The sequence below is a fragment of the Kitasatospora sp. NPDC058048 genome (assembly GCF_042885555.1).
Classification (GTDB): Bacteria; Actinomycetota; Actinomycetes; order Streptomycetales; family Streptomycetaceae; genus Kitasatospora; species Kitasatospora lactacystinica.
On record NZ_JBHVRT010000016.1, the window covers coordinates 96,153 to 121,246 of the forward strand.

Annotated in this window: 20 protein-coding genes and 1 pseudogene; 11 read left to right on the plus strand and 10 right to left on the minus strand. The window is 72.5% G+C overall.

Annotation, left to right across the window (positions count from 1 at the left end; genetic code table 11):
* The first annotated feature begins 56 nt into the window (after positions 1-56).
* Positions 57-1,484: a pyruvate kinase gene (gene pyk, locus ACFVVA_RS18805; protein WP_359899892.1), complete on the plus strand. Its 1,428-nt coding sequence runs from the start codon at positions 57-59 to the stop codon at positions 1,482-1,484.
* 106 nt (positions 1,485-1,590) lie between these two features.
* On the opposite strand, the gene ACFVVA_RS18810 is transcribed toward pyk, so the two are convergent.
* The 4 genes from ACFVVA_RS18810 to ACFVVA_RS18825 form a co-directional block, all read right to left on the minus strand.
* Positions 1,591-3,012, minus strand: coding sequence for a hypothetical protein (locus tag ACFVVA_RS18810; RefSeq protein ID WP_387690852.1), 1,422 nt, complete (start codon positions 3,010-3,012; stop codon positions 1,591-1,593).
* On the minus strand, positions 3,009-3,707 hold the full coding sequence (locus ACFVVA_RS18815) for a DUF6114 domain-containing protein (protein WP_387690854.1): 699 nt from the start codon (positions 3,705-3,707) through the stop codon (positions 3,009-3,011). Before ACFVVA_RS18815 ends, ACFVVA_RS18810 begins: the two co-directional genes overlap by 4 nt.
* A 133-nt stretch (positions 3,708-3,840) precedes the next feature.
* Complete coding sequence (locus ACFVVA_RS18820; RefSeq protein WP_387690856.1) at positions 3,841-4,503, minus strand: DUF6230 family protein; 663 nt, start codon at positions 4,501-4,503, stop codon at positions 3,841-3,843.
* A gap of 700 nt (positions 4,504-5,203) precedes the next feature.
* Positions 5,204-6,196 carry a tetratricopeptide repeat protein gene (locus tag ACFVVA_RS18825; protein WP_387690858.1) on the minus strand — a complete coding sequence of 331 codons (993 nt, stop codon included), beginning with the start codon at positions 6,194-6,196 and terminating at the stop codon, positions 5,204-5,206.
* A 539-nt stretch (positions 6,197-6,735) separates the two neighbouring features.
* Here ACFVVA_RS18825 and ACFVVA_RS18830 point away from each other — a divergent pair.
* Positions 6,736-7,287 carry a TetR/AcrR family transcriptional regulator gene (locus ACFVVA_RS18830; protein ID WP_359900018.1) on the plus strand — a complete coding sequence of 184 codons (552 nt, stop codon included), beginning with the start codon at positions 6,736-6,738 and terminating at the stop codon, positions 7,285-7,287.
* A 70-nt stretch (positions 7,288-7,357) separates the two neighbouring features.
* Here ACFVVA_RS18830 and ACFVVA_RS18835 read toward each other — a convergent pair whose 3' ends face one another.
* From ACFVVA_RS18835 to ACFVVA_RS18845, 3 genes are all read right to left on the minus strand, one after another.
* The gene (locus ACFVVA_RS18835; RefSeq protein WP_387690860.1) at positions 7,358-9,043 is read right to left on the minus strand and encodes a methylmalonyl-CoA mutase; all 1,686 of its coding nucleotides are present in this window, start codon (positions 9,041-9,043) and stop codon (positions 7,358-7,360) included.
* A gap of 207 nt (positions 9,044-9,250) precedes the next feature.
* Positions 9,251-9,592: a DUF3817 domain-containing protein gene (locus ACFVVA_RS18840; RefSeq protein WP_359899903.1), complete on the minus strand. Its 342-nt coding sequence runs from the start codon at positions 9,590-9,592 to the stop codon at positions 9,251-9,253.
* 76 nt (positions 9,593-9,668) lie between these two features.
* Positions 9,669-10,205, minus strand: a complete 537-nt coding sequence (locus ACFVVA_RS18845) for a MarR family transcriptional regulator (protein ID WP_359899905.1) — start codon at positions 10,203-10,205, stop codon at positions 9,669-9,671.
* 497 nt (positions 10,206-10,702) lie between these two features.
* On the opposite strand from ACFVVA_RS18845, the gene ACFVVA_RS18850 reads away from it, so the two are divergent.
* Positions 10,703-12,334 carry a M4 family metallopeptidase gene (locus tag ACFVVA_RS18850; RefSeq protein ID WP_387690863.1) on the plus strand — a complete coding sequence of 544 codons (1,632 nt, stop codon included), beginning with the start codon at positions 10,703-10,705 and terminating at the stop codon, positions 12,332-12,334.
* A gap of 398 nt (positions 12,335-12,732) precedes the next feature.
* Positions 12,733-14,358, plus strand: a complete 1,626-nt coding sequence (locus tag ACFVVA_RS18855) for a M4 family metallopeptidase (RefSeq protein ID WP_387690865.1) — start codon at positions 12,733-12,735, stop codon at positions 14,356-14,358.
* A gap of 151 nt (positions 14,359-14,509) precedes the next feature.
* Here ACFVVA_RS18855 and ACFVVA_RS18860 read toward each other — a convergent pair whose 3' ends face one another.
* Positions 14,510-14,821 carry a DUF3817 domain-containing protein gene (locus tag ACFVVA_RS18860; RefSeq protein WP_380348672.1) on the minus strand — a complete coding sequence of 104 codons (312 nt, stop codon included), beginning with the start codon at positions 14,819-14,821 and terminating at the stop codon, positions 14,510-14,512.
* A gap of 266 nt (positions 14,822-15,087) precedes the next feature.
* Here ACFVVA_RS18860 and ACFVVA_RS18865 point away from each other — a divergent pair, with 266 nt between their 5' ends.
* The 5 genes from ACFVVA_RS18865 (at position 15,088) to ACFVVA_RS18885 (ending at position 18,885) form a co-directional block, all read left to right on the plus strand.
* Positions 15,088-15,885: a DUF2127 domain-containing protein gene (locus tag ACFVVA_RS18865; RefSeq protein ID WP_359899911.1), complete on the plus strand. Its 798-nt coding sequence runs from the start codon at positions 15,088-15,090 to the stop codon at positions 15,883-15,885.
* Positions 15,886-15,988: 103 nt separating this feature from the next.
* The gene (locus tag ACFVVA_RS18870; RefSeq protein ID WP_359899913.1) at positions 15,989-16,627 is read left to right on the plus strand and encodes an AIM24 family protein; all 639 of its coding nucleotides are present in this window, start codon (positions 15,989-15,991) and stop codon (positions 16,625-16,627) included.
* Positions 16,627-17,277: an AIM24 family protein gene (locus tag ACFVVA_RS18875; protein WP_387690867.1), complete on the plus strand. Its 651-nt coding sequence runs from the start codon at positions 16,627-16,629 to the stop codon at positions 17,275-17,277. Before ACFVVA_RS18870 ends, ACFVVA_RS18875 begins: the two co-directional genes overlap by 1 nt.
* Positions 17,278-17,519: 242 nt before the next feature.
* The gene (locus ACFVVA_RS18880) at positions 17,520-18,329 is read left to right on the plus strand and encodes an AIM24 family protein (protein ID WP_387690938.1); all 810 of its coding nucleotides are present in this window, start codon (positions 17,520-17,522) and stop codon (positions 18,327-18,329) included.
* 40 nt (positions 18,330-18,369) lie between these two features.
* Positions 18,370-18,885 carry a MarR family transcriptional regulator gene (locus tag ACFVVA_RS18885; RefSeq protein ID WP_359899917.1) on the plus strand — a complete coding sequence of 172 codons (516 nt, stop codon included), beginning with the start codon at positions 18,370-18,372 and terminating at the stop codon, positions 18,883-18,885.
* Positions 18,886-18,945: 60 nt separating this feature from the next.
* Here ACFVVA_RS18885 and meaB read toward each other — a convergent pair whose 3' ends face one another.
* Entirely contained in the window at positions 18,946-19,902 is a 957-nt protein-coding gene (gene meaB / locus ACFVVA_RS18890) for a methylmalonyl Co-A mutase-associated GTPase MeaB (RefSeq protein ID WP_359899919.1), read from the minus strand.
* A gap of 86 nt (positions 19,903-19,988) precedes the next feature.
* Entirely contained in the window at positions 19,989-21,182 is a 1,194-nt protein-coding gene (locus ACFVVA_RS18895) for an acetyl-CoA C-acetyltransferase (RefSeq protein ID WP_359899921.1), read from the minus strand.
* Positions 21,183-21,433: 251 nt separating this feature from the next.
* Between ACFVVA_RS18895 and mce the strand changes: the two genes are divergently transcribed.
* Both mce and ACFVVA_RS18905 read left to right on the plus strand, forming a co-directional pair.
* Positions 21,434-21,874: a methylmalonyl-CoA epimerase gene (gene mce / locus ACFVVA_RS18900; RefSeq protein ID WP_387690870.1), complete on the plus strand. Its 441-nt coding sequence runs from the start codon at positions 21,434-21,436 to the stop codon at positions 21,872-21,874.
* A 509-nt stretch (positions 21,875-22,383) separates the two neighbouring features.
* Positions 22,384-25,094, plus strand: a pseudogene (locus ACFVVA_RS18905) (hypothetical protein); the annotation flags it as partial.

Genomic DNA, 25,094 nt, shown 5'->3' on the forward strand with positions numbered 1-25,094 from the left:
ATTCCTCCCGGTGCGTGCCGAATGCACCTATAACACGAACGGATAGACTGATCCATATGCGCCGAGCGAAAATTGTCTGCACCCTGGGTCCGGCGACGGACTCCTACGAACAGCTGAAGGCCATCGTCGAGGCGGGCATGAACGTCGCCCGACTGAACATGAGCCACGGCAACCACGCGGACCACGAGGAGCGGTACCGCAAGGTCCGCCAGGTCTCGGAGGACACCGGCAAGGCCATCGGCGTCCTGGCCGACCTCCAGGGTCCGAAGATCCGTCTGGCGACCTTCGCCAACGGCCCGGTGACCGTCGACAACGGCGACGAGTTCACCATCACCACCGAGGACGTCCCCGGTGACCAGCACATCTGCGGCACCACCTACAAGGGCCTGCCCGGCGACGTGAAGCCCGGCGACCCGATCCTGATCAACGACGGCGTCATCGCCCTGGAGGTCGTCAGCGTCGACGGCCCGCGGGTGAGGACCGTGGTGGTCGAGGGCGGCGTGCTCTCGAACAACAAGGGCATCAACCTGCCCGGCGCGGCCGTGAACGTGCCCGCCCTGTCCGAGAAGGACAAGGACGACCTGCGCTTCGCGCTGCGCCTGGGCGTCGACATGATCGCCCTGTCCTTCGTCCGCAACGCGGACGACGTCAAGGACGTCCACGAGGTCATGGACGAGGTCGGCATCCGCGTGCCGGTCATCGCCAAGATCGAGAAGCCGCAGGCCGTCGAGGCCATGGAGGAGATCGTCCTCGCCTTCGACGCCATCATGGTCGCCCGCGGCGACCTGGCCGTGGAGTACCCGCTGGAGCGGGTGCCGCTGGTCCAGAAGCAGCTGGTCACCCTGGCCCGCCGCAACGCCAAGCCGGTCATCGTCGCCACCCAGATGATGGAGTCGATGATCCACGCCTCGCGCCCGACCCGCGCCGAGGTCTCCGACGTCGCCAACGCCATCCTGGACGGCGCCGACGCGGTCATGCTGTCCGCCGAGTCGAGCGTCGGCAAGTACCCGGTCGAGACCGTCCGCACCATGAGCCGGATCTGCGAGAAGGCCGAGGAGGAGCTGCTCTCCCAGGGCCTCCAGCCGCTCAACCCGGGCCGCAAGCCGCGCACCCAGGGCGGTTCGGTCGCCCGCGCCGCGTGCGAGCTGGGCGACTTCCTGGACGGCAGGGCGCTGGTCGCCTTCACCAAGTCCGGTGACACCGCCCGCCGGCTGTCCCGCTACCGCTCGCCGATCCCGGTGATCGCCTTCACCCCGGACACCGCCACCCGCAACCAGCTCTCGCTGAGCTGGGGCGTCGAGGCGTACGTGACGGAGCAGGTGGCCACCACGGACGCGATGGTCGCGCAGGTCGACCGGGAGCTGCTGAAGCTGGGCCGGCTCGGCGAGGGCGACACCGTCATCGTCACCGCCGGTGTCCCGGTCGGCATCCCCGGCACCACCAACATGGTGCAGGTGCACCACCTCGGCACCCGGAGCGAGTGACTGCCCGCCCGGCCCGAACGCCCGTGGGGCGGTCCTCCTTCCGGAGGGCCGCCCCACGGGCCTTGCGGCGCACGCCGCTCGTCGGCCGCGCCGCCCGTCGCCGCCGCTACTTGTCGCTGTAGGGCGCGTCGTCGTTGAACATGCGCATCCCGGGGATTCGCAGGGTGCCGCCGAACTGACCGGCCTGCTTGGCGGTGACGCCGGTCAGCTCCAGGTCCAGCGGGATCGGGATGGCGCCGATCAGGTCGTACAGCCAGCGCGGCAGGGTGTCCGGGGTGAGGGTGATCTCGCCCAGGTCGATCAGGATCGGCAGGCCGAGCACCTTGGAGAGGTGGCCGGACAGCCGCTCCACGTACATGGTGACCGGGCCCTTGCGCATCGTCGAGGTGGACCCCGGGGCGCCCTGGACGTGGAAGGTGACGCCGTTGCCCTCCAGGGTGGACATGTCGAGGTTGTCGATGTCCACGCTGTCGACCACGAACTTCAGGACCCGCTTGCTGCCGGTCGGGGTCTTCACGTCGTAGACGCCGTGGAAGGTCGCGCCGTGCAGGGCGAGCCGGCTGGTCTTCAGGGTCCAGTTCTGCTCCGGGACGACGTGCCCGGGGGCGGGCGCGCCGGCGGTCAGGGACCGGGCGTCCACATCGCAGTTGGGGTTCTCGGTGGGCGTGGCGGACGGGCTGCCGGAGGCGCCCGCGGAGGGCGTCGCCGAGGCGTCCGCCGACGGCTTCGGCCTGCCGGTCGCCTTGCCGCTCGGCGCGGCGGTGGGCGCGGCGGTGGGCGCGGCGGTGGGCGAGGGCTCGTCGTCGGCCGGCCGGGTCGCGGGCGGCGCGGCCTGCGGGGCGGCGGCCCGGGCCTGCGGCTGGGCGGGCTGGGCCGGGGTGCCCGTGCTCGGGGCGGGTGCGGTCGGGGCCGTCGGAGCGGTCGGCGCGGTCGGCGCCGTGCTGGCCGCCGGTGTGGTGGCCGGCGTCGGGCCCGGCGCGGCGTTCGGGTTCAGCAGGTGGCCGATGCCGCCGACCAGGTCGTCGATCAGACCGCTCCGGACCGCCGTGCCGGTGTCGGCGGAACCGGCGACGGCGGAACCGGCGACGGACGGCTGGGTGGTGGCGGCCGACGGCTTGACCGGCGAGGTGGGCTGCTGGGCGGGCGCGGTGGTCGGCACCTGGGTCGGCACCGAGCCGGGGTCGGTCGAGGGACCGGCCGGGGGCGCCGTGGTCGGGGCCTGGCTCGGCGCGGTGGACGGGCCCGGCGGCGGCTCCGGCAGCTCGCTCTTGGGCACCGGCGTCTCGATCGGCGCGACGTCCGGCACGGTGGCCGGAGCGGTGCCGCAGGGCTTGCCCGCCGCGGACTCGGCGACCGCCGGGCTGGGCGTGTAGGCCGCGGCCATCAGCAGCGCGGTCGGCACCGCCGCCATCGCCAGCGCCCGGCCTCTCAGCCGGACCCGTACGGGCGTGCGCGGGGCCGCGTGCCGGCCGGAGCGCTGCGCGGGAACGGTCGTACCGTTGTCGGCTTGCTCGGCCGGCCCGGTCACCGCGCCTCCTCCTGGTCCACGGCACCGGCCTGCTTCGGGACGGCGGTTCCGGCGACGGGTTCGGCGGCCGCGGTAACGGTCGCGGGGACAGCCGCGGCAGCGGTCCGGGTCTCGGCGTTCGGCTCGGCGATCGGCTCGGCGTCCGGCTGGGTGGCGACGCTCTGCGCGACGGCGTCCGGCTCGGTGGCGACGCTCTGCGCGACGGCGCTCCCGGCCGCCGCGTCCCCGGCGCCGCTCCCGGTCCGGCGCCAGCGCCGGCCCTTGGCGGCCTTTCCGGCCTCGGGCTCCGGCAGCGGGGCCCAGGAGACCATCAGCCCGCCGCCGATCAGGCCCGGCAGCAGGGCCAGCCCGAAGCCCCCCAGGTTGGAGACCGGGATCGAGACCAGCGTCAGCAGGGTGGTGGCGATACCGGCGAAGACGCGTACGGCCGGCTGGAACCACGCGGTCAGTCCGAGCACCACCAGCAGCACGCCGATGATCAGTGACCCGGCACCCGCCGTGGTGGCCATGGCCACCGTCATGCCGCCCAGCGAGAGCTTGGCGTACGGGAAGTACATGATCGGGACGCCGGCGATCATGGCCAGCAGACCGCCGTAGTACGGCCGCGTCCGGCGGAACGTACGGAACACCCGGCGCAGCCACTGGGCGGGGTTCTCGTGCTCGGCGGGCCGGTAGGAGGCAAGGGCGCTGGACACGGTGCAGCTCCTCGATGGTGTGAACGAGGGGATGGACGAGACACGGGATCCGGGGACGGCGCACGCACCGTCCCCGGTCCCGCAGGTGCCGTCGGGGCGGGCGGACCGGGCCCGGTCCGCCGCCGTCAGCGGCTTAGTAGCACTCGCCGGAACCGTCGGTGTGCAGCGCGAGCTTCAGGCCCTGGAGCTTGAAGGTGCCGGCCGAGGTGGCCCAGGCGGTCTGCTGCACGTTGTACAGGTCGGCCTTCTCGGCGGCCTGGGCGAAGCCGGTCTGCCCGGACGGCAGGCCGCCGAGCTTGGACTGCCAGCCCTGGGTGGCCGAGCCCTTGAGGGTCGAGGCGTCCTGGCCGATGTTGATGTTGGTGAACTCGGCGTCGGCGTTCAGCTGGTCGAGGTCGATCAGCAGGTTCTTGGCGTAGACCTGCTTCTGGACGTCGTCGCTGTTGCCGGCCTCCAGGCGCAGGACGATCTTGGGCAGCTTCCACGGCAGGTGGGGGATGACGTTGGGGTCGGTCACCACCGACTGGCAGAGGCCCTTGATGGTGGCCTCGTCGAAGGCCGAGACGGCGACCGGGTGCGGAGTGCCGTTCGTCTCCGCGTCGATCGAGCCGAACTGGGCGAAGTTCTTGCCGTGCAGCTCCGGCGTGGTGACCTTGAAGCTCTGGCCGGACACACTGAACGAAGCCGCCAGCGCGTTGTTGGCGATCGAGATGCCGACCATCGCGGTGGCCGCGACGCTCGGCACCATCACCAGGGCGAAGCGCTTCCAGCGGGTCTTGCCGTAGGTCTGGGACATGCGAGTCCTCCTTCTAGGACGTACATCTCCGGCTCCCCGGCGGTGCGTCCCGCACCGGTGGGGGCCTGGGATGGGAGAGAGCTACGTCCTCGGTAGCGGAGAGCGCCTTGGGCGTCGTCGGACGCGGGAGCGACCCGCGTGCAGCGGGCGTCCCGTCCGAGCACCGGCCGACCTTGCGGGGCGGCGGGCAGGACCGACGACATCGGCGATCACCCCCGAGCGACAACCAGCGACCGCGCAGGGCCGCGCGGCCGGTCGAAGGACAGGAACCGCCGTGGGACCGCGGATACCCCCCTGCCCTCCCTCCCGCCGGCCGGGGCCGGCGGATCACCCGGTGGGGATCCCGCGCTCCGCGTGGCCGACCGGGGTCGGCGGAGGTGGAGTCTGGGACCGGGCGTGGCCGATCGTGCTTGAATCCCGGGCGAAGCACAAGAGGTTCCTTACTGACGGGTAATGCAACACCAGGTGACGTTGATCATGAAATCGACCCGAGCCGCACCCTGTGTGACGTCTTGAAGGAATCGTGATGGCGAAATCCGCCGGAAACACCAGCGAAACACCCGCGGGTGGTCACACATGGTGACCACCCGCGGGTGAAATCAAGATTTGGTAAACCTCTGTTCGGTTGACCGGATTGTCGCCAAATCCCCAGCGACACCGCAGGTCATCCGCCGTGCCAGACGGCGGACCTGATCCGGACTCAGAACAGCACGCGCGCCAGCGCCGTACGGGCCGCGACGACCCGCGGGTCCTCCGGGCCGATCACCTCGAACAGCTCCAGCAGGCGCAGCCGGGCGGCGTCCCGGTCCTCGCCGGCCGTCCGCCCGACGGTGGTCACCAGACGCCCGAAGGCGTCCTCGACGTGACCGCCGACCAGGTCCAGGTCGGCCGCCTTGAGCTGGGCCTCGACGTCCTTCGGGTCGGCGGCGGCCGCCGCCCGGACGGCCTGGAGGTCCAGGCCCTCGATCCGCTTCAGCAGCTCGGCCTGGGCCAGGCCCAGCTTGGCCTCGGTGTTGCCCGGCTGCTCGAGCAGCACGTTCTGGTACGCCCGGATGGCACCGCCCAGGTCGCCGGAGTCCAGCGCGTCGTGCGCGGCGGACAGCGCCGGGTCCTCGGGACGCTGCGGCGCGGCGGCCTCGGCCTCGCCAGGGGCGGCGGCGCCGCCGCCCACGCCGAAGCGCTGCTCGGCGACCAGGATCAGCTGGTCCAGGATCTTGCGGATGTTGGCGGCGCTCTCCGCGCCCTGGAACAGCGGCACCAGCTGGCCGGCCACCACGGCCATCACGGCCGGGATGCCCTGGATGCCGAACTGCTGGGCAAGCAGCTGGTTGGCGTCCACGTCGATCTTGGCGAGCACGAAGCGGCCGGCGTACTCCTCGGCCAGGTCCTCCAGGATCGGGCTCAGCTGCTTGCAGGGCCCGCACCACTCGGCCCAGAAGTCGATGACGACCGGCACCTCGGTGGAACGCTGGACGACCTCGGTCTCGAAGGTGTCCTCGGTGACGTCGATGACGAGCTGCTGGGCGGACTGGGCGGGGGCGGCTCCGGCCGATTCGGCGGCGGCCGCCTGCCGGGCCCGCTCGGCCCGGGCCTGCTCGGCCTTCTGGGCGGCTTCACCGGCCGCCTTCACTGCGGCGAGGTCGACCGCGCCGCGCAGGGCGGAGCTGTTGAGACGCGAATTCCGTGGCTGCATGGCACCATCCTCCCCCGTCCGCGCTGCTCGCGGGCACCATCCTCCGGAAAGTCGCCCCGCGCGGACCGCGCGGCACGGAATTCCGGGCGCGGTGCCCCTCCCCCGGTAGCCTGGACCGTTCGGCGCGGATCCCCACCCGCGCCCGCGCCGCTCCCGTCCCACGGGACGCGGCGCCTGGTTGTCACTGCTTTCGCTACGAGTCGTAGCGTAACTGGAGCCGGTGCCCCGCCCGCAAGCCCCACCGGCGGTTCGGGGACGTGACCTGCCCCACTTTCCCGGGCCGCCCCGCTGCCCGAACGGGCGAACAGTCGCTACCGTTACCAACCCCACCCAAGTTACTTACCAGTAAAGCGCGAGGAGGCCCGGTGCCGGCCGCCCAGCCCCCAGCGAGCCCGGACAGCGTGGAGCCCGCCGAGCCCACCGCCCGGACCTGCCCCGACCCGGCCGGCGCGGCCCCCCACCGGGCCGCCGCCACCCCGGAACCCGCGGGCGCCGCCCGGGCCAAGGGCCGCCCCCGCAGCGCCGCCGCCGACCGCGCGATCCTCGACGCCACCCGCGAGGCGCTGGCCGAACTCGGCTGGGGCGGACTGACCATGGGCCACGTGGCGAGCCGCGCCGGGGTCGCCAAGACCACCCTCTACCGCCGCTGGCCGTCCAAGAACGAGCTCGTGGTGGACGCCGTCGCCACCCTCTTCGACGACCTGGTGATGCCCGACCTCGGCAGCCTGCGGGCCGACATCGAGGCCGTGGTGGCCCAGTTCGCCGATCTGCTGGCCCGCCCGGAGACCCAGGCCGCGCTGCTCGCGCTGTTCGCCGAGGGGACCCGCGACCGCCAGCTGCGGCGCCGGATCCGCGAGTCCATCGTGGATCCGCAGAAGCGGCTGGTCCGCCAGGGCCGGGCGGCCGCCCAGGCGCGCGGAGAACTCGGAGCGGACTGCGACGCCGACTCGGCCCGCGAGGAGGTCGACATCATCTTCGACACCATCGCCGGCACCGTCGAGCACCGCGTCCTGGTCAGCGGCGAGCCGATCACCCCGGAGTGGACCCGCCGCTTCACCGACCTGCTGCTCGGACCGCTGCTCGCCGGCTGAGCGCACGGCGGAGCCGCCGCACGGGATCCCGGTCCCGTACGGCGGCTCCGCTCCGGCCTCGGCCTCGGCCTCAGAACATCGCGTTCTCCTGGTACGTCCCCCACTCCTGCCGCAGCGCGTTGCAGATCTCGCCCAGCGTCGCCTCGGCGCGCACCGCGTCCAGCATCGGCGGGATCATCGACGCGCCCGAGCGGGCCGCCGCCAGCATGGCGTCCAGCCCGGCGCGGACGGCCGCCTCGTCCCGGGCCGCCTTGCGCGCGCCCAGCGCCCGGACCTGCTCGCGCTCGACCTCGTGGCTGACCCGCAGGATCTCCAGCTCGGGGGTGACGCTGCGCGGGTGGCAGTTGACGCCGACCACGCGCTTGTCGCCCTTCTCCACCGACTGCTGGTACTGGAAGGCCGCCTCGGCGATCTCCCCGGTGAACCAGCCCTCCTCGATGCCGCGCAGGATGCCGGAGGTGATCGGGCCGATCTCATGGTCCTCGCGACCCTTGTCGAGGATCCGCTGGAAGATCGCCTCGGCCTGCTGCTCGATCCGGTCGGTCAGCGCCTCGACGTACCAGGAACCGCCCAGCGGGTCGGCCACGTTGGCGACGCCGGTCTCCTCCATCAGCACCTGCTGGGTGCGCAGGGCGATCTCGGCGGCCTGCTCGGAGGGCAGCGCCAGGGTCTCGTCCAGGGCGTTGGTGTGCAGCGAGTTGGTGCCGCCGAGCACCGCGGCCAGCGCCTCCACGGCGGTGCGGACCACGTTGTTGTACGGCTGCTGCGCGGTCAGCGAGACGCCGGCGGTCTGGGTGTGGAAGCGCAGCCACTGCGCCTTGTCGGTCTTGGCGCCGAAGCGGTCGCGCATCCAGCGGGCCCAGATCCGGCGCGCGGCGCGGAACTTGGCGATCTCCTCGAAGAAGTCCAGGTGCGCGTCGAAGAAGAAGGACAGGCCGGGCGCGAAGACGTCCACGTCCAGGCCGCGGGACAGGCCCAGCTCGACGTAGCCGAAGCCGTCCGCGAGGGTGTACGCCAGCTCCTGCGCGGCCGTCGCCCCGGCCTCGCGGATGTGGTAGCCGGAGACCGACAGCGGCTTGTACGCGGGGATGCCCTCGGCGCAGTAGGCCATCAGGTCGCCGATCAGGCGCAGGTGCGGCTCGGGGGCGAAGAGCCACTCCTTCTGCGCGATGTACTCCTTGAAGATGTCCGTCTGGAGGGTGCCGTTGAGCACCGCCGGGTCCACGCCCTGGCGCTCGGCGGCAACCAGGTACATGCAGAAGACCGGCACGGCCGGGCCGCTGATCGTCATCGAGGTGGTGACCTCGCCGAGCGGGATGCCGTCGAACAGCACCTCCATGTCGGCGGCCGAGTCGATGGCCACGCCGCAGTGGCCGACCTCGCCGAGCGACTTCGGGTCGTCCGAGTCGTAGCCCATCAGGGTGGGCATGTCGAAGGCGACCGAGAGGCCGCCGCCGCCGGCGTCCAGGATCATCCGGTAGCGCTCATTGGTCTGCTGGGCGTTGCCGAAGCCGGCGAACTGGCGGATGGTCCAGGTGCGGCCCCGGTAGCCGGTCGGGTGCAGGCCGCGGGTGTACGGGTACTCGCCCGGCCAGCCGATCCGCTCGAAACCCTCGTGGGCCTGCCCGGCGGGCGGGCCGTAGACCGGCTCGACCTCGTCACCGGAGAGGGTGGTGAAGTCCGCGTCCCGCTTGCGGGCCTTGTCGTACCGCTGCTGCCAGCGCTGCCGGCCGCGCTCGATCTCCTCGGCGTCCATGACCCCGAACTCCGCTCCGTACGGCCGCCACGGCGACGGGCGGCGCAACTAGTAGGACGTCCTAATAATTTACTCGGACGTCCTAGCACTTGTCGATGGACGACCGCCCGCACGGCCCGGAATCCACTCCGAAGGCCCACGAAACGCCGAGAGCGCCCCTCCCCCTTGGTCGGGGAGGGGCGCTCTCGGCGGCGCGGGCGGCGGGGCTCAGACCCCGGCCGGCTGGCGGGCGGCGCCGCCCGCCGGGAGCTTCTCGGCGGCCTCGCGGGCCACCTTGCGCTCGAAGACGAAGGAGAGGAAGGGGATGCAGCCCGCCGCCAGGGTCAGCACCAGCCGGCCCATCGGCCACTTCAGCTTCTGCCCGAGCAGGAAGGTCACCACGAAGTACCCGATGTAGAGGTAGCCGTGCAGCATCGCGACGTACGTGGTCACGTCCTCGGCCGCGCCGAAGCCGTACTTCGCGACCATGAAGCCGCAGAACACCAGCAGCGCCACACCGGTCGCAACGGCCAGGGCCCGGTACCAGCCCAGCAGGGGGGTCGCCTTCATGATCTTCCTCGCGTCGCTCGGCAGTATCGGCCGGTACGCCCGGATCCGCGCACCGCTCCAACGAGGGTAGCCGCCCTCACGCCGTCCCCTTCGCAGCCCCCTCGCCCGGATCGGTGAAGTCGCCGGCGGCCACCCTCAGCGGCCTGAGCAGATCGAAGACCTGGCGGCACTGCTCCTCGCCGTACTCCTCCAGCCCGAACTCCATCGCCATCAGCCGCCCGGTCGCCTCCTCGACCACCTCGCGGCCGCGCCCGGTGATCGTGGCCAGCACGCCGCGGCCGTCCAGCGGGTTGGGCCGGCGGGCGACCAGGCCGGCCCGCTCCAGGCGGTCGACGGTATTGGTGACGCTGGTCGGGTGGACCATGAGCCGCTCGCCGATCTTGGAGAGCGAGAGCTCGCCGGTCCGGCTGAAGGTCAGCAGCACCAGGGCCTCGTAGCGGGCGAAGGTCAGCCCGTACGGCTTGAGCACCGCGTCCACCCGGGAGAGCAGGATCTGGTGGGCGCGCATGACCGAGGTGATCGCCGCCATCGAGGGGACCGCGCCCCAGCGGCGGGTCCACAGCTCGTCGGCGCGGGCGATCGGGTCGAAGTCGAGAGCGAGGGGCTTGGCCACCTCCTTACCGTACCGGCGGACGGGACGCGTGTTACCAGGCGTCCTGATGGTGGACAAGCGCAACACGTGGCGGGAACCCGCCAATCGGACGGCCAGGTCCATACCAGGACATTGCGTCGATGTGAACGCGCGACAACGGGCTCCCGGCGCACCGGGGTTGACCTCCGATCGGCCCGGCGCCGTGCCACCAGGCCTCGGTTCGGACAGCAACCCGCTGCAAGGCCGGGCGATTCCTCCCTTTCGTCCGCCCGTTCACATTCCCCGGCCGTGGCGGGACTTGGCCAATTCATGAGCAAGACCTGTCATTTGATTTGCTCGATTGTCATGCTTTCGGCCAACCCGTTCGGTAGCCACCACCCCCACCCACCGGTGGCACAGCCGCTCCGACCGCACGGGGACCTGCACGTCAGCGCTCGTTCCGCCCCTCAGGTGCCGGCCCGGCCCCCCGGAACGCCGCGCGACCGCGTCCGTTCGCGGTTTCCCGGAAGGACTCGTTCGTGAAGCGAAAGCTCGCCGCAGTCGCCGTACTCTCCGCCACCGCCCTGCTCACCGGCGTCGTCCAGGTGAGCGCCGTGGCCGTCGCGGACCCCGCCCCGCAGTCCCAGGGCGCGCAGCAGCGTGCCGACCTGATCGCCCTGGCGAACGGCCAGGCCGGCAAGGTGGCGCACGCCCTGGCCCTGGGCGGCCAGGAGCAACTGGTGGCCAAGGACGCCGTGGTGGACGCCGACGGCACCCGCCACCTGCGCTACGAGCGCACCCTGGCCGGCCTCCCGGTCCTGGGCGGGGACCTGGTGGTGCACCAGAAGGCCGACGGCTCGACCACCTCCGTGGACAAGGCGACCGGCGCGACCCTCGCGCTGCCGAGCCTCACCCCGCAGATCCCCGCCGACCAGGCCGCCGCCCAGGCGACCGGCGCCGTGCAGTCCACCGTGGGCATCGCCGCCGACGCGGACGAGTCCCCGCTGACCGAGGTCCACCAGACCGGCAAGGCCGAGCTGGTCGTCTGGGCCGCCGACGGCAGCCCGCGCCTGGCCTACCGCACCACGGTCGAGGGCCTGCGCGCCGACGGCACCCCGAGCCGCCAGCTGCTGGTCACCGACGCGGCGAGCGGCCAGGTGCTCTCCAGCCACGAGCAGGTCCGGACCGCCTCCGGCACCGGCAAGGGCGTCTTCGTCGGCACCGTCCCGCTGACCACCACCCAGAGCGGTTCGAGCTACCAGCTCAAGGACGCGAGCCGCGGCGGGCAGGCCACCTACACCCTGAAGGGCAAGACCTCCGGCTCCGGCACCCTGGTCGCCAAGACCACCAACAGCTTCGGCAACGGCCTGGCCTCCAACGCGGAGTCCGCCGCGGTCGACGCCCAGTACGGCGCCGCGGCGACCTGGGACTTCTACAAGAACACCTTCGGCCGCAACGGCATCAAGAACAACGGCGTCGGCGCCGCGAGCCGGGTCCACTACGGCTCCAACTACGTCAACGCGTTCTGGGACGACTCCTGCTTCTGCATGACCTACGGCGACGGCACGAGCAACACCCACCCGCTGACCGAGCTGGACGTGGCCGGCCACGAGATGAGCCACGGCGTCACCTCCGCCACCGCCAACCTCAACTACTCGGGCGAGTCCGGCGGCCTCAACGAGGCCACCTCGGACATCTTCGGCACCATGGTCGAGTTCTACGCCAACCTGCCCGCCGACAACCCGGACTACCTCATCGGCGAGCTGATCAACATCAACGGCGACGGCACCCCGCTGCGCTACATGGACAAGCCGTCCAAGGACGGTGCCTCGGCCGACTACTGGTCCTCCACCGTCGGCAACAAGGACGTCCACTACTCGTCCGGCGTCGCCAACCACTTCTTCTACCTGCTGTCCGAGGGCAGCGGCGCCAAGACGATCAACGGCGTCAGCTACAACAGCCCGACCTCCAACGGCTCGACCCTCGCCGGCATCGGCCGGGACAAGGCCGCGCAGATCTGGTACCGCGCGCTGACCACCTACTTCACCTCCACCACCAACTACGCGGGCGCCCGCACCGGCACCCTCAAGGCCGCCGCCGACCTGTACGGCGCGAGCAGCGCCGAGTACAGCGCCGTCGCCGCCACCTGGAGCGGTGTCAACGTCAACTGACGCACCGCACAGGCGCACCGGACGCCCGGGACCTCCATCGGGAGGGCCCGGGCGTCCGGCCGTTGCGGAGGGCTGTCAAGGCCGGGCGGCTGGCGGAGTCCCGCCAGGGGGACGAACCACCGAAACCGGGCAGCGGGCGGCAACCGAACCATCCGTACCGGGATTGGCGGTTCCTGGCCAATCCCCGGAGGCACCCTGTCCATCCCTGCCAACGATTGTCATGCTTCTGACCAAGTCCCGTCCGACCCTCCGCCGCCCCCACCCACACCCGGCGGAGCGTCAGGAACCGCACGGGACCGGCACGTCCGCGCCCTACCGCCCCAAGGCGCCAACCCCGGCGCCCCGGTACGCGGCGCACCCGCACGCACCCGCGGGTCTCGTGGAAGGAACCCCCGCACGTGAAGCGAAAGCTGACTGTCGGAGCCGTACTCTCCGCCACCGCCCTGCTGGCCGGCGTCATCCAGATCGCCGCCGCCCCCGCCCAGGCCGCCGCCCCCTCGCCGGCCCAGCAGCAGTCCGCGCTGCTGGCGCTGGCCTCCGGGCAGAGCGCCCCGGTCGCCCAGGCCCTCGCCCTCGGCGGCCAGGAGAAGCTGGTGCCCAAGGACGTCGTGGTGGACAAGGACGGCACCCGCCACCTGCGGTACGACCGGACCTACGCGGGCCTGCCGGTCATCGGCGGCGACCTGGTCGTCCACCAGAAGGCCGACGGCTCGGTGAAGTCCGTCGACCAGGCCTTCGCCGGCCGGTTGTCGGTTCCCAGCCTCACCCCGGGCCTCGCCGCGCCGCAGGCCGCCGAGGCGGCCACCGCCGCGGTGCGGGCGACCGTCGGCATCACCGCCGACGCGGACGGGGCGGCGCTCAGCCGGGTCGACGGCGCCGGCGCTCCCGAGCTGGTCGTCTGGGCCGCCGACGGCACCCCGCGACTGGCCCACCGCACGGTGGTCTCGGGCCAGCGCTCGGACGGCACCCCGAGCCGCCAGGAAGTGATCACCGACGCCGCCACCGGCCAGGTGCTCGCCAGCGACGAGAAGGTGCAGACCGCCACCGGCACCGGCAAGGGCGTCAACGTCGGCACCGTCACGCTGACCACCACCCAGAGCGGTTCGAACTACCAGCTCAAGGACGCCTCCCGGGGCAACCAGTCCACCACCGACCTGAAGGGCGGCACCTCGGGCAGCGGAACGCTCTTCAGCAACACCACCAACAGCTTCGGCAACGGCACGCCCTCCAACCGCGAGTCCGCCGCGGTCGACGCCCAGTACGGCGCCGCGGCGACCTGGGACTACTACAAGAACACCTTCGGCCGCAACGGCATCAAGAACAACGGCGTCGGCGCCGCGAGCCGCGTCCACTACAGCACCAACTACGTCAACGCGTTCTGGGACGACTCCTGCTTCTGCATGACGTACGGCGACGGCGCGAGCAACACCCACCCGCTGACCGCCATCGACGTCTCCGGCCACGAGATGAGCCACGGCGTCACCTCCGCCACCGCCGGCCTGATCTACTCCGGCGAGTCCGGCGGCCTCAACGAGGCCACCTCGGACATCTTCGGCACCATGGTCGAGTGGTCCGCCAACCTCCCGGCCGACCCGCCGGACTACCTCATCGGCGAGAAGCTCAACATCAACGGCAACGGCACCCCGCTGCGCTACATGGACAAGCCCTCCAAGGACGGCGCCTCGGCCGACAACTGGTCCTCCACCGTCGGCAACAAGGACGTCCACTACTCCTCGGGCGTCGCCAACCACTTCTTCTTCCTGCTCGCCGAGGGCAGCGGCGCGAAGGTCATCAACGGGGTCAGCTACAACAGCCCGACCTCCAACGGCTCGACGGTGACCGGCATCGGCCGGACCAAGGCGGCCGCGATCTGGTACCGCGCCCTGACCGTCTACATGACCTCCACCACCAACTACAAGGCCGCCCGCACCGCGACCCTGAAGGCCGCCACCGACCTGTACGGCGCGAGCAGCACCGAGTACAACACGGTCGCCGCGGCCTGGAGCGCGGTGAACGTCAACTAGGGCGTGCCCGGCACGCCCCGACCGGCCCCGGCGCGAGCCGCCGGCAGGACCGGCCCGAGCCACCCCCGGTAAGAAACGGCGACAGGCTGCCGCGGCCCTTTGGGAGAGGAGGCCGCGGCAGCCTGTCGACCGTCCACGATGACGCCGGGGCTCAGGCGGTGGCGGGCTTCGGCTCGCCCCGCTCCTCGCGGGCGAGCATCCGCTCGGCGAAGAAGCCGCCGGTGGGCAGCACCGCGAGCACGAACATCAGGACGCCGCGCTTGGCGTCCCACTTCTGCGCCTGCCAGGCCTGGATCCAGAAGACCGCGTAGAGGATGAACAGGACGCCGTGGACCATGCCCATCACCGGGACGGCGTCGAACGAGGTGGTCCGCTTCAGCACCGAGCAGATCAGCAGCAGGATGAAGGAGACCCCTTCGGGGCCGGAGACCAGGCGCAGGCGGTGGACGGCGCTGCTGTTCACGATGGATACCTCAATACGGGGGTCGGCGGCGCGGGCGCGCTTGTGAAGCAACTCACAAGCATTCCGGCCATTATCGCCGAGCACACGGACGGACCCCCGGCCGGGGGTGGCCACCGTGCCCGATCTCACAGCGCCCGCCCGCCCTGTCACAGCTGTGTGCCGGAACGCCTCCGAGCGCGACCGCCCGTCACCGGGAACCCCTATCCTGCTGCCCGCGCGCCCACCGATCCGGGCGCCGACGCATCGCACACGGGGGTAGTCGCCACATGCTCAAGCTCGACTGGGACCGCAGGACCTGCGCCAGGCGCGGTCACACCACCTACGCGCCGACGGAACCCGAACTGGCCTCCCGGCTGCACGCCTCCACCGCCCTCGGCGACGCCTGGCGCTGCCTGCGCTGCGGCGACTTCGCGCTGGGCGACCCGCACGGCTCCGGCCCGGCCGAGGACGCGCCGCTGGTGCCGCGCGGCAAGGCGCTGCGGGACCTGTTCATCCTGCGCTTCCTGGCCGTCGAACGGGTGCTGCGCGGGCTGCTGATCATCGTCGTCGCCTGGGCCGTGTGGAAGTTCTCCAACAGCCAGGACGCGGTGCACCGGGTGTTCGACGAGAACCTCACGGTCTTCAGGCCGGTCACCGACCACTTCCACTGGGACCTCGAACACGCCCCGATCGTCGAGACCATCCGCAAGACCTTCGACTTCAAGAAGAGCACCCTGCTGATCGTCGCGGGCGCCCTGATCGCCTACGCGGTGATCGAGATCGTCGAAGCGGTCGGCCTGTGGCTGAACAAGCGCTGGGCCGAGTACCTGACGGTGGTCGCCACCGCGGCCTTCCTCCCCCTGGAGGGCTACGAGCTGAGCCACCACGTCAGCGCGCTCAAGGTCTGCACCCTGGTGCTGAACATCGCGGCAGTGCTCTGGATCATGCTCTCCAAGCGCCTGTTCGGACTGCGCGGCGGCGTGGTGGCCTTCGAGGCGGAGCGCCACTCGGCCTCGCTGCTGGAGGTCGAGCAGGCGGCCGGCACCGTTCCGCGCCCCGGACAGGGGGCGCACGCCCGAGCCTGAGCGGGGCGCGCGCCCCGGCCTGACCGGCGCGTTTGTCGCAGGCCGGTACCAGTTGGCCCGCGCACCCTCCCCGGACCACGGCCGCAGCGGCTAGATTGCGGCCGTGGCACAGTTCAGACTCCAGGGATCGCGCGTGCTCGCCGTCGAATTGGGCGGGGACGCCGTCAAGGCGCGAAACGGTTCGATGGTCGCCTACACCGGGCAGATGGCCTTCAAGAAACTGACCGGCGGCGGGGACGGCCTGCGCGGCATGGTCACCCGCCGGCTGACCGGCGAGAAGATGACGGTCATGGAGGTGAAGGGACAGGGCACCTGCTACTTCGCCGACAAGGCCACCGAGATCAATCTGGTCCGGCTGAACGGCGAGACGCTGTACGTCGAATCGGACAACCTGCTCTGCACCGAGTCGACCCTGCACACCGGCACCAGCTTCACCGGGCTCAACGGCATGTCCTCCGGCAACGGCCTGTTCACCACCAAGGTGGAGGGCCACGGCTGGGCGGCCGTCACCTCCAACGGGCCGGCCGTCATCCTGCGGGTCGACAAGAGCATGCCGCTGCGGGTGGACCCGGGCGCGTACGTCGCGCACACCGGCACCCTGCAGCGCAGCCTGAAGTCGGGCGCGGGCTGGACGACGATCATCGGCGAGGGCGGCGGCGAGGCCGTCCAGATCGAGTTCACCGGCGAGGGCCTGGTGTACGTCCAGCCCTCCGAGAAGGTCACCATCGGGGGCGACGTCTGATGGGCTTCACGAAGATCAACGGCAAGATGGTCGAGGCCCAGGTCCTACCCGGGCAGCGGCTGTTCAGCCAGCGCGGCGCGATGCTCGCGTACAGCGGCGACGTCCGCTTCACGCCGAACATCACCGGCGGGCAGGGCGGCGTGATGTCGATGATCGGCCGCCGGGTGGCCAACGAGGACACCCCGCTGATGACCGTCGAGGGCCAGGGCCGGGTGATGTTCGGCCACGGCGGCCACCACGTCCACGTGATCGACCTGTTCGGCGACACCCTCTACGTCGAGGCGGACCGGCTGCTCGCCTTCGAGGGCACGCTGCGGCAGTCCACCATGTTCATGGGCTCGCAGGGCGGGGTGATGGGCATGGTCCGCGGCCAGGTCACCGGGCAGGGCCTGTTCACCACCAAGCTGGAGGGCCAGGGCTCGGTCGCGGTGATGGCCCACGGCGGCGTCTTCGAGCTGCCGATCGTCCCCGGCCAGTCGGTGCACGTCGACCCCCAGGCGTACGTGGCGCACCGCGGCGACGTGCGCAACAAGCTGTCCACAGCACTGGGCTGGCGCGACATGATCGGCCGCGGCTCGGGCGAGGCGTTCCAGCTGGAACTGTCCGGGCAGGGCGCGGTGTACGTCCAGGCGAGCGAGGAGAAGCTCTGATGTCCCACCCGCCGCAGCCCCCGTACGGCTCCCCGCACAACCAGCCGACCCAGCCCGGCTTCGCGGTCCCGCCGCCCCCGCCGAACTACGGCCCGCCGCAGGGCTACCCGCCGCCCCCGCCCGGCGGCTACCCCCCGCCGCCGCAGCAGCCGTACGCCCAGCAGGCCCCGCCGCCGCACCAGCAGCCGTACCAGCAGCAACAGCCGTACGCCCAGGAGCAGTTCGGCGGACCGGTGGCCCCGCTGCCGACCGGCCACGGCAGCACCGGGCCGGTGGTGTGGGACGCCCACAGCCTGCCGGCCGGCGACAACGTCAACCCGTACGCCTTCTCGGTCGACCTGAACGGCTCGTACTTCCTCCAGAAGGGCAAGATGGTCGCCTACTACGGCGACATCACCTTCAAGGGCGTCGGCGCCGGGGCGGTCGACCGGATGCTCGGGCAGCACTTCAACTCGCCGATGCACGCGGCGGACTGGGTGGTCGCCGAAGGCCGGGGCAAGCTGCTGCTGGCCGACCGGGCGTTCGACCTCAACTCGTACGACCTGGACGAGGGCAACCTGACCGTCCGCTCCGGCAACCTGCTGGCCTTCGACCCGACACTGCGGCTCAAGCAGTCGATCATCCCGGGCTTCCTGACCCTGATCGGCACCGGCCGCTTCGTCGCCGCCTCCAACGGGCCGGTGCACTTCGTCGAGCCGCCGATCCGGGTCGACCCGCAGGCGCTGGTCGGCTGGGCGGACTGCCCGGCGCCGTGCCACCACTACGACCACGACTACATGCACGGGCTGATCGGCGGCCTGCGCCGGCTGACCGGCTTCGGCGGGGCCTCCGGCGAGGAGCACCAGTTCGAGTTCATCGGCGCCGGCCAGGTGCTGCTGCAATCGAGTGAAAAACTCCTGGCCGAGCGGTCGGTCGGCGCGGTCGGGGCCGAGGCGGGCGTGCCGATGGGCGGCGTGCCGTCCCAGCCGGGCACGGCCGGGCACGGCGGCGGGAATCCCAACATCCCCGGGCTCGGTAACCTGGGCGACCTCGGCCGACGTTTCGGCCTGTAAACTTGTACAAGATTGAACTAAATCGGCTATGCTTGAGAGCATGGATACGCACACGATCGACACTGCGGACACCCCTCCGCCGCAGCCCGAGGAGGAGACTCCCTGGCTGACCGCCAGGGAGCAGCGGATGTGGCGCGCCCATCTGGAGGTCGCCAAGCTGCTGGACTACCAGCTCAGCCGCGAACTCCAGCCGCACAACCTCGCGATCAACGACTACGAGATCCTGGTGGTGCTCTCCGAGGCACCGGACCGCCGGATGCGGATGACCGACCTCGCGACCGCCACCCTCCAGTCCAAGAGCCGTCTCTCCCACCAGATCACCCGGATGGAGAACGCCGGCCTGGTCCTGCGCCAGGAGTGCCCCGGCGACCGCCGCGGCCTCTACGCCCACCTCACCGAACACGGCTGGGAGACCATGCAGCGGGTCGCCCCGGACCACGTGCGCAGCGTCCGCGCCCACTTCATCGACCGCTTCACCCCGGAGCAGCTCGACGACATGTACCAGGCCCTCGCCCCCATCGCCGAACACCTCCGCGGCCTGCGCGGCAAGCCGTAGCGCCGCCCCCGCACCACTCCGCCCCGCCACGACCACCGTCGCGGCGGGGCGGACTGCGTCTCAGCTCGCGGTCAGGCCGGCGACCAGCTCGTCGGCCGCGCCGTACGGGTCCAGCGCGCCCTCCGCCACCCGTTCGGCCAGGACCGCCAGGCGCCGGTCCCCGCGCAGGTCGCCGATCCGGGCGCGCAGTTCGGCCAGGGCGATCGCCTCGATCTCCTCGGCGGCCCGGCGGCGGCGCCGCGCGGCGAGCTCGCCGTGCTCCTCCAGCCAGGCCCGGTGCTTCTCCAGCGCCTCGACCACCTCGTCCACGCCCTCGCCGCGGGCCGCGACGGTCTTGACGATCGGCGGGCGCCAGTCCCCCGGCTCCCGGGCCTCGCCGAGACCCAGCATGTGGTTGAGCTCCCGGGCGGTGGCGTCGGCGCCGTCCCGGTCGGCCTTGTTGACCACGAAGACGTCGCCGATCTCCAGGATCCCGGCCTTGGCGGCCTGGATGCCATCACCCATCCCGGGGGCCAGCAGCACCACGGTGGTGTCGGCCTGGGCGGCGACCTCGACCTCGGACTGACCCACCCCGACGGTCTCCACCAGGATCACCTCGCAGCCGGCCGCGTCCAGCACCCGCAGCGCCTGCGGCGCCGCCCAGGAGAGCCCGCCGAGGTGGCCGCGGGTGGCCATCGAGCGGATGAACACCTCCGGGTCGGTGGCGTGGTCCTGCATCCGGACCCGGTCCCCCAGCAGCGCGCCGCCGGAGAACGGCGAGGACGGGTCGACGGCCAGCACCCCGACCCGCTTGCCGAGCCGCCGGTAGGCGGAGACCAGCGCCGAGGTGGAGGTGGACTTGCCGACCCCGGGCGAGCCGGTCAGGCCCACCGTGTACGCCCGCCCGGTGTGCGGCGCGAGCGCGGCCATCGCCTCCCGCAGCTGCGGCGCGGCGTTCTCGACCAGCGTGATCAGCCGGGCGACCGCCCGCGGCCGGCCCTCCCGGGCCTGCTCGACCAGCGTGGCGACATCGATCATCAGGAGCTCCTAGCGCAATGCCGTCGAATGCCGAAAGGGGCTGCGGACCGCCACTCGCGGTCCGCAGCCCTGGAGCGATCGGCCGGTCAGGCCTTCGGGACGCGCACGATCAGCGCGTCGCCCTGGCCGCCGCCACCGCACAGCGCGGCCGCGCCGACCCCGCCGCCGCGCCGCTGCAGCTCCAGCGCCAGGGTCAGCACCACGCGGGCGCCGGACATCCCGATCGGGTGGCCGAGCGCGATGGCACCGCCGTTGACGTTGACGATGTCGGAGGAGACACCCAGGTCCTTCATGGACTGGTGGGCGACGGCCGCGAAGGCCTCGTTGATCTCGATCAGGTCGAGGTCGGCGACCTCCAGGCCCTCCTTGGCCAGCGCGTGCTTGATCGCGTTGGACGGCTGCGACTGGAGCGAGTTGTCCGGGCCGGCCACGTTGCCGTGGGCGCCGATCTCGGCGATCCAGGTCAGGCCCAGCTCCTCGGCCTTGGCCTTGCTCATCACGACCACGGCGGCGGCGCCGTCGGAGATCTGCGAGGAGGTACCGGCGGTGATCGTGCCGTCCTTGGCGAAGGCCGGGCGCAGCTTGGCCAGGCCCTCGACGGTGGTGTCCGCGCGGATGCCCTCGTCCTGGCTGAACAGCACCGGCTCGCCCTTGCGCTGCGGGATGGCGACCGGGGTGATCTCGGCGTCGAAGACCCCGTCGGCCTGCGCCTTGGCGGCCCGCTGGTGGGAGGCGGCGGCGATCTCGTCCTGCACCTCGCGCGGGATGCCCAGGCGGGTGTTGTGCTTCTCGGTGGACTCGCCCATCGGGATGTTCTCGTAGGCGTCGGTGAGGCCGTCGTGGGCCATCGCGTCGAGCATCGCGATCGCGCCGTACTTGAAGCCCTCGCGGGACTTCGGCAGCAGGTGCGGGGCGTTGGTCATCGACTCCTGGCCACCGGCCACCACGATGTCGAACTCCCCGGCGCGGATCAGCTGGTCGGCCAGCGCGATGGCGTCGAGGCCGGAGAGACAGACCTTGTTGATGGTCAGCGCCGGGACGTTCATCGGGATGCCGGCCTTGACGGCGGCCTGGCGGGCCGGGATCTGGCCGGCGCCGGCCTGGAGCACCTGGCCCATGATCACGTACTGGACCTGCTCGCCGGTGATCCCGGCCCGCTCCAGAGCGGCCTTGATCGCGACGCCGCCGAGGTCGGCGCCGGAGAAGCCCTTGAGGGAACCCAGCAGGCGGCCCATCGGGGTCCGCGCACCGGCAACGATCACAGAGGTGGTGTTGGTCATGGGACGGGCCCCTTCGCACGTCGTGGCCAGGTGAGGATGCGCTCAATGTACTGACCTGTTACCCGCCCGTCACCGGAGCGACAGTGTGATCGAGCGCACTGGCACCATCCAGTCAACACCGTGCCGACCCGCTCCGGGTGAACCGCCCGCCGTGTGAGCAGGCTCGCACGCCGGGTACTGGCGTACGGCGCGGGCCATGCGCTGCACTTGGTGCACCTTTCCCACCGCCCTTCCCCACCCCGGAGGCCGTCGTGCTGACCCGCATCGACCACATCGGCATCGCCTGCCGAGACCTCGACAAGACGGTCGAGTTCTACCGCGCCACCTACGGCTTCGAGGTCTTCCACTCCGAGATCAACGAGGAGCAGGGCGTCCGCGAGGCCATGCTCCGGATCAACGGCACCGACGACGGCGGCGCCTCCTACCTCCAGCTGCTGGAGCCCACCCGGCCCGACTCCACCGTGGCCAAGTGGCTGGAGAAGAACGGCGAGGGCGTGCACCACATCGCCTTCGGCACCGCCGACGTGGACGGCGACTCCGAGGCCATCCGGGACAAGGGCGTCCGGGTCCTCTACGACCAGCCGCGGATCGGCTCGATGGGGTCGCGGATCACCTTCCTCCACCCCAAGGACTGCGGGGGCGTCCTCACCGAGCTGGTGACCTCCGCGCAGCAGGGCCACGACGAGCACTGATCCCCTCCCGGCCCGCCCCGGGGCGGGCCCCGCCCCGGCGGCGACCGACGGCCCGTCGGTCATGACCCGTCAGTAACCTGGCGGGAAGAGCCGGAAAACACCCCTGCGGCCATTCCCCCGCAGTGCGCTCCCACTACAATGCCCAGGTGCGCGACGGCTCCGGGGGACGGAGGCGACGGGCACGGCCGAAGACAGGCCCGTCCGCCCTCCGGTGGTCGGCCCGTCGCAAGGGGAGTCCATTACGCGGGCACGGCTGAACAGTCGCAAGACGGATCTGTCACCATTCTCCACAAGGCAAGAGTTCGCCCAGGAGTCCACTCGGACGGGGGAACGCGGCATCCCCGCGCTCCCGCGCCCCGGACTCCGACGACCGCGGCGGGCGGCCCCGACATGGCGGGGAGCCGTCCACCGGCTGCGGATGCAAGGACCAGTCGGACCGGCGCCCGGGATACCGGAGCCCGGCCCCGGCCCGGTCGAGGACGCGACCAGGAGATGGATGGGACCGCGGAGTGCGGGGCAACGACCGCTACGAGGCTGACGATCACCTCTCCCAGTTCGAGGCCGAGATGGGTCGGACTCGGAAGGAGCGGGACAAGGCAGTCGAGCATGCCGAGGACCTCGCCTACCAGGTGGAGGTACTGCGGGCGAAACTGCACGAGTCCCGCCGCATGCTCGCCCAGCCGCGCGCCTTCGACGCCGTCTCCGGCCAGGCCGAGCAGATGCTCCGCACCGCCGAGATGCAGGCCCAGCAGCTGCGCGCCGACGCCGAGCGCCAGCTGCGCGACTCCCAGGCCGCCACCCAGCGGATCATGGCCGAGGCCGCCGAGCGCACCGCCCGGCTGGAGGCCGACCTGGCCGCTCGCCGCCGCCAGCTGGAGGACGAGCTCACCGAACTGCGCCGCTCCGCCGAGCAGCACGTCAACGGCTGGGCCGAGCAGACCCGGGCCGGCTCCGAGCAGGAGGCCCAGCGGCTGCTCCAGGAGGCCCGCGCCGAGGCCGAGCGGATGGTCGCCGCCGCCCGCGCGGAGGCCGTCGCCCTCTCCGATCACGCCCGCGCCCGGACCGCCGCCGACGTGGACGCCGCCCGCGGTGAGGCCCAGGCCGCCGCCGAGGCCGCCCTGCAGCGGGCCCAGAACGACGCCGAGCGCCTGCTGCGCGCCGCCTCCGAGCAGGCCCAGCAGGCCGGCGCCCAGGCCGCCGCCGACGTGGACGCCGCCCGGGGCGAGGCCCAGCAGCAGCTGGCCGCCGCACACGCCGCCGCCGAGGGCCAGCTGGCCGGCGCCCAGGCCGAGATCGGCCGGCTCAAGGCGCAGGCCGCCGCCGAGCAGGCCCGGGCCGAGCAGCAGCTCGCCGCGGCCAAGGCCGAGATAGAGCGGCTGCGCGCCGAGGTGATCGCCGAGGCGGAGCGCACCCGCTACGAGGTCACCGAGCTGCGCGCCCAGGCCGAGCAGGCCGCCGAACAGCTCCAGGCCGACGCCGAGGCCGCCGCCGAACGCAGGGTCGCCGACGGCGAGGCCGCGAACGAGCAGCGCTCGCAGACCGCCCGGGCCGAGGTGGCCCGGATGGTCGCCCAGGCCACCAAGGAGGCTTCGGCGATCCGCGCCGAGGCCGAGGCCGTCCGCGACGAGGCCGCCACCAAGCAGGCCGAGGCCGACGCCGCCAAGGCCGCCGCGGCGGAGGAGAGCGAGCGGCTGCGGGCCACCGCCGAGTCGGTGGCCACCGAGCTGAAGGCCGAGGCCGAGGCGGCGATCGCCGAGCTGCGGGCCCAGGCCGAACGGGACGTCGCCGAGCTGCGGGCCCAGGCCGAGGCCGACGCCCAGCGGCTGCGCGGCGAGGCCGAGGAGGCGGGCCGGGCGGCCGGCGCCAAGGACGCCACCGTTCACCTCGCCAAGGCCGCCAAGACCGCCGAGGAGGTGCTCGGCCGGGCCGACCAGGACGCCGAGAACGCCCGCGGCGAGGCCGCCGCCGAGGCCGAGCGGATCCGCGCGGAGGCCGCCGCCGAGGCGCAGCGGCTGCGCGAGCAGGCCCAGGCCGCCGTCGAGCAGGCCCAGAACGCCGCTCTGGACGACGCCGCCGCGATCCGCGAGCGGATCGAGCAGATGCAGGACGAGGCGGCCCGGCTGCGGGCCGAGGCCGAGGAGCTGCGCGCCCAGGCCGCCGCCGAGGCCGACCGGGTGCGCGGCGAGGCCCGCCGCCAGGCCGTGGTCCAGATCGAGGAGTCGGCGAAGAACGCCGAGGAGCTGCTCAGCAAGGCCAAGGCCGACGCGGACGAGCTGCGCGCGGGTGCCGCCGGGGAGATCGAGCGGCTGCGCGAGCAGGCCCAGGAGCAGGCCGCCGAGACCCAGGGCCGGGCCGAGCAGACCCTGACCCGGGCCCGCGCCGAGGCCGGGAAGATCACCGAGGCGGCCGAGCAGCAGGGCCAGGACGCGCTCGCCGCCGCCAAGGCCGCGGCCGCCGAGAACCGGGCCGTGGCCGAACGCGAGACCGCCGAACTCCGGCGCGAGGCAACCGAGTTCGACCAGCAGGTGCGCGCCGGGGCGACCGCCGCGGCACAGGCCCTGACCACCGAGGCGCAGGCCGAGGCGACCTCCGTCCGGGACGCCGCGGTGGCCGACGCCGAGCGGGTGCGCACGGAGGCCGACACCGAGGCCGCCCGGGCCCGGGCCGAGGCCGAGGCCGCCGCCGAGGCGCTGCGCGAGGAGAGCCGGCGCGAGCGGGAGGAGGCGGCCGAGGGGCTGCGGCGCGAGCGCGAGGAGACCTCCGAGCACCTGGACGCCGCCGAGGCCGCCCGCGAACAGGCCGAGCAGGCCGCCGCGGAACTGCGGACCCTGGCCCAGCAGGAGACCACCCAGCAGCGCGAGACCGCCGAGGCCTACGCCGACCGCGTCCGCACCGAGGCCGAACAGCACGCCACCGACCTCACCGAACGCACCGCCACCGAGACCGCCGAGGTCCGCGAGGCGGCCGACCAGCACGCGGCCCAGGTCCGCGAAGCCGCCGAGCAGCACTCCACCGAGGTCCGCGAGCAGGCCGACACCTACGCCGCCGAGCAGCGCACCACCGCCGACACCTACGCCGCGCAGACCCGGACGGAGGCCGAGCAGGCCGCCGCGGAGCTCCGGGCCCTGGCCCAGCAGGAGACCACCCAGCAGCGCGAGACCGCCGAGGCCTACGCCGACCGCGTCCGCACCGAGGCCGAACAGCACGCCACCGACCTCAC

Bases quoted from the DNA above. Each gene is read 5' to 3' on its own strand.
- ACFVVA_RS18895 (WP_359899921.1), bottom strand. From the start codon at position 21,182: ATGACCAACACCACCTCTGTGATCGTTGCCGGTGCGCGGACCCCGATG.
- ACFVVA_RS18840 (WP_359899903.1), bottom strand. From the start codon at position 9,592: ATGAAGGCGACCCCCCTGCTGGGCTGGTACCGGGCCCTGGCCGTTGCG.
- ACFVVA_RS18865 (WP_359899911.1), top strand. From the start codon at position 15,088: ATGCTCAAGCTCGACTGGGACCGCAGGACCTGCGCCAGGCGCGGTCAC.
- ACFVVA_RS18835 (WP_387690860.1), bottom strand. From the start codon at position 9,043: ATGGACGCCGAGGAGATCGAGCGCGGCCGGCAGCGCTGGCAGCAGCGG.
- ACFVVA_RS18885 (WP_359899917.1), top strand. From the start codon at position 18,370: ATGGATACGCACACGATCGACACTGCGGACACCCCTCCGCCGCAGCCC.
- ACFVVA_RS18875 (WP_387690867.1), top strand. From the start codon at position 16,627: ATGGGCTTCACGAAGATCAACGGCAAGATGGTCGAGGCCCAGGTCCTA.
- ACFVVA_RS18820 (WP_387690856.1), bottom strand. From the start codon at position 4,503: ATGTCCCAGACCTACGGCAAGACCCGCTGGAAGCGCTTCGCCCTGGTG.
- pyk (WP_359899892.1), top strand. From the start codon at position 57: ATGCGCCGAGCGAAAATTGTCTGCACCCTGGGTCCGGCGACGGACTCC.
- ACFVVA_RS18825 (WP_387690858.1), bottom strand. From the start codon at position 6,196: ATGCAGCCACGGAATTCGCGTCTCAACAGCTCCGCCCTGCGCGGCGCG.
- meaB (WP_359899919.1), bottom strand. From the start codon at position 19,902: ATGATCGATGTCGCCACGCTGGTCGAGCAGGCCCGGGAGGGCCGGCCG.